This window comes from Stenotrophomonas sp. P5_B8 (assembly GCF_054049855.1).
Genome location: NZ_JBFULO010000276.1, coordinates 1 through 5,071 on the forward strand (window position 1 = coordinate 1; position 5,071 = coordinate 5,071).

A 5,071-nucleotide genomic window follows, 5' to 3' on the forward strand; every position below is an offset into this window, starting at 1 on the left:
GGTTTACGTGCGTGTCCCGGGCGCGGCTGCCCGCCTGCCTCCCGCGACACGACCAAGGCGCTGGTGTTGCCGTGAGAGGATCGGAATCCCGGCCGGAGACCGCCGTCGCCCGCTCCTAAACATACGTCACAGCACGGTTTTCCCCCGGCCCACCGCACCCCGCAGGGGGTGCACGAGCGGGGAGGGCCTGAGCTAGACTGTCCGCCTTTGCGGCCCTCGGGCCGCCCTGAACGGAAGTAGCATCCCGCATGAGTTGGCTCAGCAAGTTGATGCCGTCGGGCATCCGCACCGACAACGTCCCCAGCAAGAAGCGCAGCGTCCCCGAGGGCCTGTGGGAGAAGTGCAGCAATTGCGGCAGCGCGCTGTACGGCCCTGAGCTGGAAGAGAACCTGGAAGTCTGCCCCAAGTGTGGCCACCACATGGCCATCCGCGCCCGTGCGCGCCTGGCCGCGCTGTTCGACGCCGACAGCACCACCGAGATCGCCGCGCGCCTGGGACCGACCGACCTGCTCAAGTTCAAGGACCAGAAGAAGTACAGCGAGCGCATCAAGGCCTCGCAGAAGAACACCGGCGAGTACGACGCGCTGATCGCCATGCAGGGCCTGCTCAAGGGCCGTCCGCTGGTGGCGTCGGCCTTCGACTTCGCCTTCATGGGCGGCTCGATGGGGTCGGTKGTCGGCGAACGCTTCTCGCTGGCCGCGGAAAAGGCGCTGGACATCTGCGCACCCTACGTGTGCTTCTCCGCCAGCGGCGGCGCGCGCATGCAGGAAGGCCTGTTCTCGCTGATGCAGATGGCCAAGACGTCCGCCGCGCTGGGCAAGCTGCGCGAGGCCGGGTTGCCGTATATCTCGGTGCTCACCCACCCGACCACCGGCGGCGTGTCGGCCTCGTTTGCGATGCTGGGCGACATCAACATCGCCGAACCGCACGCCCTGATCGGCTTCGCCGGCCCGCGCGTGATCGAGCAGACCGTGCGCGAGAAGCTGCCGGAAGGGTTCCAGCGTTCGGAGTTCCTGCTCGAACACGGCGCCATCGACCAGATCTGCGACCGCCGCGAACTGCGCGAGCGCCTGGCCGACCTGCTGGCGTTGCTCGGTCGCCAGCCGGCACCGGTCGCCGACGAGGCCGCCTGATGGGGGCGCGCAAGTATTTTGGCACCGACGGCATCCGCGGTCGGGTCGGGCAGGGCGTGATTTCCGCTGATTTCGTGCTGCGCCTGGGCAATGCGCTCGGCCGCGTGCTGACCGAACGCAATGGCCACCGCCCCGGGCACCGTCCGGTGGTGGTGATCGGCAAGGACACGCGCATCTCCGGCTACATGTTCGAAGCGGCACTGGAAGCCGGGCTGGTCGCCGCCGGCGCCGACGTGCAGTTGCTGGGCCCGATGCCGACCCCGGCCGTGGCCTTCCTCACGCGTACACTCGGCGCCGATGCCGGCATCGTGATCAGTGCCTCGCACAACCCGCATTACGACAACGGCATCAAGTTCTTCTCCGCCGATGGCGAGAAGCTCGACGATGCCACCGAGCTTGCGCTGGAAGCGGCGCTGGACAGCGCCTTCACCACGGCCGAATCCGACCGGCTGGGCAAGGCCATGCGCGCGCGCGACGCGGTGGGCCGCTACATCGAATTCTGCAAGGCCAGCGTGCCGCGCGCGTTCGACCTGCGCGGGCTGAAGATCGTGCTCGACTGCGCGCATGGCGCCACTTACCACATCGCTCCGCTGCTGTTCCGCGAACTGGGCGCCGACGTGGTCACCATCGGTGCCGAGCCCAACGGCGTGAACATCAACGATGGCGTCGGCTCGATGCACATCGACAATCTTGCCGCCAAGGTCCGCGAGGTGGGTGCCGACCTTGGCATCGCCTTCGATGGCGATGGCGATCGCGTGCTGATGGCAGACGACCAGGGCAACCCGGTCGACGGCGACGACCTGCTGTATGTGCTGGCGCCGTCGTGGCAGCGCAATGGTCGCCTGCGCGGCCCGGTGGTGGGCACGCTGATGACCAATTTCGGCCTGGAACAGGCCATGGAGCGCCTTGGCCTGCCGTTCGTGCGCAGCAACGTCGGCGACCGCTACGTGCACCAGGCACTGGTGGAAGGTGGCGGCGTGCTCGGCGGCGAAGCCTCCGGCCACCTGCTGTGCCTGGACCGTGCGACCACCGGTGATGCCATCGTCAGTGCGCTGCAGGTGCTGGAAGTACTGCGTCGTGAAGGCACCACGCTGCGTCAGTCGCTGGTTGGGCTGCACCGGGTGCCGCAGAAGACCGTCAACGTGCGTCTGGCCAATGTCTCGGCCAAGGCGATCGTGCAGGCGCAGGGCGTGCAGGCGGCACTGGCCGCCGCTCAGGAGGCGGTGAAGGGGCGTGGTCGCGCTTTCCTGCGTCCGTCGGGCACCGAGCCGGTGGTGCGCGTCACGGTGGAAGCCGATACCGCCGAGCTGATGCAAGCCACGCTCGACAACCTGTCCAGCGCAGTCAAGGCCGCCGCCGCGGCGTGAGGCACGGTCGCCAAGGCGACAGCAAAACGCCCCGGTTTGCAGGGGCGTTTTGCATTCTGCGATGCGCCACACACGGCGTTTACGGCCCCGGCACCATCTTCTTCTGCTTCGCTTTGAAGCGGTTGAACAGCGGCGCGATCAGCGGGTTGTAGCTCCACGCGATGCGCTTGCGCAGCCAACTGGCCGGGCGGTTGCGGATAGCGAAACGATAGATGTGCTCCGGATCGCCGCCCACCACGTTGCGCCCGAACGGGTGGGTGGTATGCAGGTAGCGGAAGCCCTGCGCGCGTGCGATCGGCAGGTAGTCCTCGTCGAAGTCGCCATACGGCCAGCACAGCGTGTCCGACACCTCGCCCAGCTGCTTCTGCAGCACCTGTCGGGCCATCGACAGATCGCGGGTGATGCCTTCGCGTTTCTGCTCGCGGCTGATGTCCTGCTTCAGCCAGCGCGTATGGGTGTGGGTGTGGCAATGCACTTCGAAAGTGCCCGCAGCGATCATCTCGCGTGCCTCGCTCCAGCGCATCATCACATCATCGGTGCGGTCCTCGCGCAGGATCGCCGCTTCACAGCCGCGATGGTCCGGCGTGGCCGGCAGCACGGCGCCGGGCTGGCCGGCATGCGGGCGCACCGGGCCTTCGCCCATCCAGCCGGTGACCACGAACACCACTGCGTGCATGCCGTACTTCTGCAGGATCGGATGCGCGTACACCCAGTTGTCCAGGTAACCGTCATCGAAGGTGATCACGATCGACTTGCGCGGCACCGGCTTGCCCGCCAGGAAGTCGGCGTACTGGTCCAGGGTCAGCGAGGTCCAGCCGTTGCTGGCCAGCCAGGCGATCTGGCTTTCGAAATTCTCCGGCGACACCGTGATCATGCCCGGCGACGGCGACACGTGGTGGTGCATCAATACCGGCACGGATCTAGCGTTGGCCATGGCCCAGTTCCTTCAACCACTGGTGGTAATAATGTTCGGTTGCTTCAGTGTGCCCCAACGGGGTGAAGCGCTGTGCGGTGCGCATCCATTCCCAGCCAGCGCGCCCCATGCGTCGGCGCTGTTCGGGTTGTTCGATCAGCGTCTTCAACGCGCCGGTCAGGGCGGCCTGGTCACCCAGCGGGGCGAGCAGGGCATTGCTGCCTTCGAGCACCATTTCCGGCACGCCGCCCACGCGCGTGGCCACGATGGGCACGCCCACGTGCGCCGCCTCCAGGAACACCGTGCCCGCCGCTTCCTTGTGCGAGGCCAGGGCGAAGATGTCGAAGCCTGCAATCAACCGGCAGGCGCCCAGCCGATACCCCAGCAGGTGGACCTGCGCCTCCACGCCCAGTTCGCGGCGCAGCGCCACCAGCTTGTCCATCACCGGCTGGCCATCGCCGACGATCACCAGCTGCAGGTTGGGATGCTGCCGGCACAGCGGCGCGATCGCCCGCAGCAGGTCCAGGTGACCCTTGGGCTCGCGCAGCACGGCCACGCAGCCGACTACGATATGGGCCTCATCGAAGCCCAGTTCACGGCGCACCTCCGCGCGCGTGTCCTGCACGCACTGCCAGGGGTCGTCGCTCTCGATCTGCGACCACTGCGTTGGCACGGCGATTGGTGGCACGATGCCGATGCGGCCGTCCTCGATCCCCCGCGTCACCAGCAACTGCTTGACGTAGCTGCTCACCGTCAGCACCCGGTGCGGCAGGCCGGTATAGGTCAGCAGCGAGTTGACCGGGCTCATCAGGTGGCGCGAGCGCACTACCAGCGGGGTGCCGCCCAGGCGCGCGCCCGCCGCGGCGATCAGGCTGTCCCGCCGGCTGGTGGTGTTGACCACGTCGAAGGCGCCGCGCCGCACCAGCCGGCTGACCGACCAGATGCCGCGCAGCAGGCGCAGCAGCCCGCCCATCTTCAGCGTGTGCACGGTGAAGCCGGCCTCACGCGCGATCTCGCCCAGGCGGGCGCCGGGTTGGCAGAGCAGCGATACCTCGTGGCCACGGTCGCGCATCGCCAGCATGTGGCGATAGATGTAGATTTCCTGGCCGCCGAATCCCTTGGCGGCCTCGGTGTGCAGGATCCGGAGCGGCGCCAGCGTGCGCGGCTCGTTCACCGATGCAGCGCCCGCGGGCGCGGTGGCGTGCCAGGGGGCCGCTGCGGTCGATGCATCGCCAGCGGCCGTCAACGTCTGGCGCGGGGGAAGGGATGGGGCGGGAACGCTGGGGTGGAAAGCATCCATGGAGCGGCTCGGGTGGCGCAGGAGGGCAGGGGACGTGGCGGCGGCGGCTGCGTMGGCGACCCGTCCAGAGGAAGGCGGGCGGCGCATTGTATCGGTTTGTATCTTTGTGTCGGCAGTGCCGATGGTCGGATCTGGCACAATGTTCAGCCGGGCCACAGTGGTGGCCCGTGTCCCATCCGAACTAGCCAGGAACCGCTGTGAGCCAGATCCCGACCCTCGATATCACCCGTTTCGACAGTGACCGCGACGCGTTCGTCGCCGAGCTGGGCGCGGCCTACCGCGAATGGGGATTCGCGGGCATCCGCAACCACGGCATCCCGCAGGCCGATATCGACGCGGCCTATGAGGTCTTCAAGGC

At 67.9% G+C, this 5,071-nt stretch carries 5 protein-coding genes; 3 read left to right on the forward strand and 2 right to left on the reverse strand.

Going from position 1 to position 5,071, the window contains the following annotated elements; translation table 11 throughout:
• The first annotated feature begins 248 nt into the window (after positions 1 to 248).
• Positions 249 to 1,133, forward strand: a complete 885-nt coding sequence (accD, locus tag ACXJKH_RS14285) for an acetyl-CoA carboxylase, carboxyltransferase subunit beta (RefSeq protein WP_457320210.1) — start codon at positions 249 to 251, stop codon at positions 1,131 to 1,133.
• Positions 1,133 to 2,500: a phosphoglucosamine mutase gene (gene glmM, locus ACXJKH_RS14290; RefSeq protein ID WP_256774629.1), complete on the forward strand. Its 1,368-nt coding sequence runs from the start codon at positions 1,133 to 1,135 to the stop codon at positions 2,498 to 2,500. Before accD ends, glmM begins: the two co-directional genes overlap by 1 nt.
• A gap of 79 nt (positions 2,501 to 2,579) precedes the next feature.
• Here glmM and ACXJKH_RS14295 read toward each other — a convergent pair whose 3' ends face one another.
• Both ACXJKH_RS14295 and ACXJKH_RS14300 read right to left on the reverse strand, forming a co-directional pair.
• Complete coding sequence (locus ACXJKH_RS14295; RefSeq protein WP_256774630.1) at positions 2,580 to 3,434, reverse strand: polysaccharide deacetylase family protein; 855 nt, start codon at positions 3,432 to 3,434, stop codon at positions 2,580 to 2,582.
• Positions 3,421 to 4,587 carry a glycosyltransferase family 4 protein gene (locus tag ACXJKH_RS14300; protein ID WP_457320213.1) on the reverse strand — a complete coding sequence of 389 codons (1,167 nt, stop codon included), beginning with the start codon at positions 4,585 to 4,587 and terminating at the stop codon, positions 3,421 to 3,423. The genes ACXJKH_RS14295 and ACXJKH_RS14300 overlap by 14 nt, the downstream gene beginning before the upstream one ends.
• Positions 4,588 to 4,910: 323 nt before the next feature.
• Between ACXJKH_RS14300 and ACXJKH_RS14305 the strand changes: the two genes are divergently transcribed.
• The coding region (locus ACXJKH_RS14305) for a 2-oxoglutarate and iron-dependent oxygenase domain-containing protein (protein ID WP_457320215.1) at positions 4,911 to 5,071 on the forward strand (161 nt) is incomplete at its 3' end.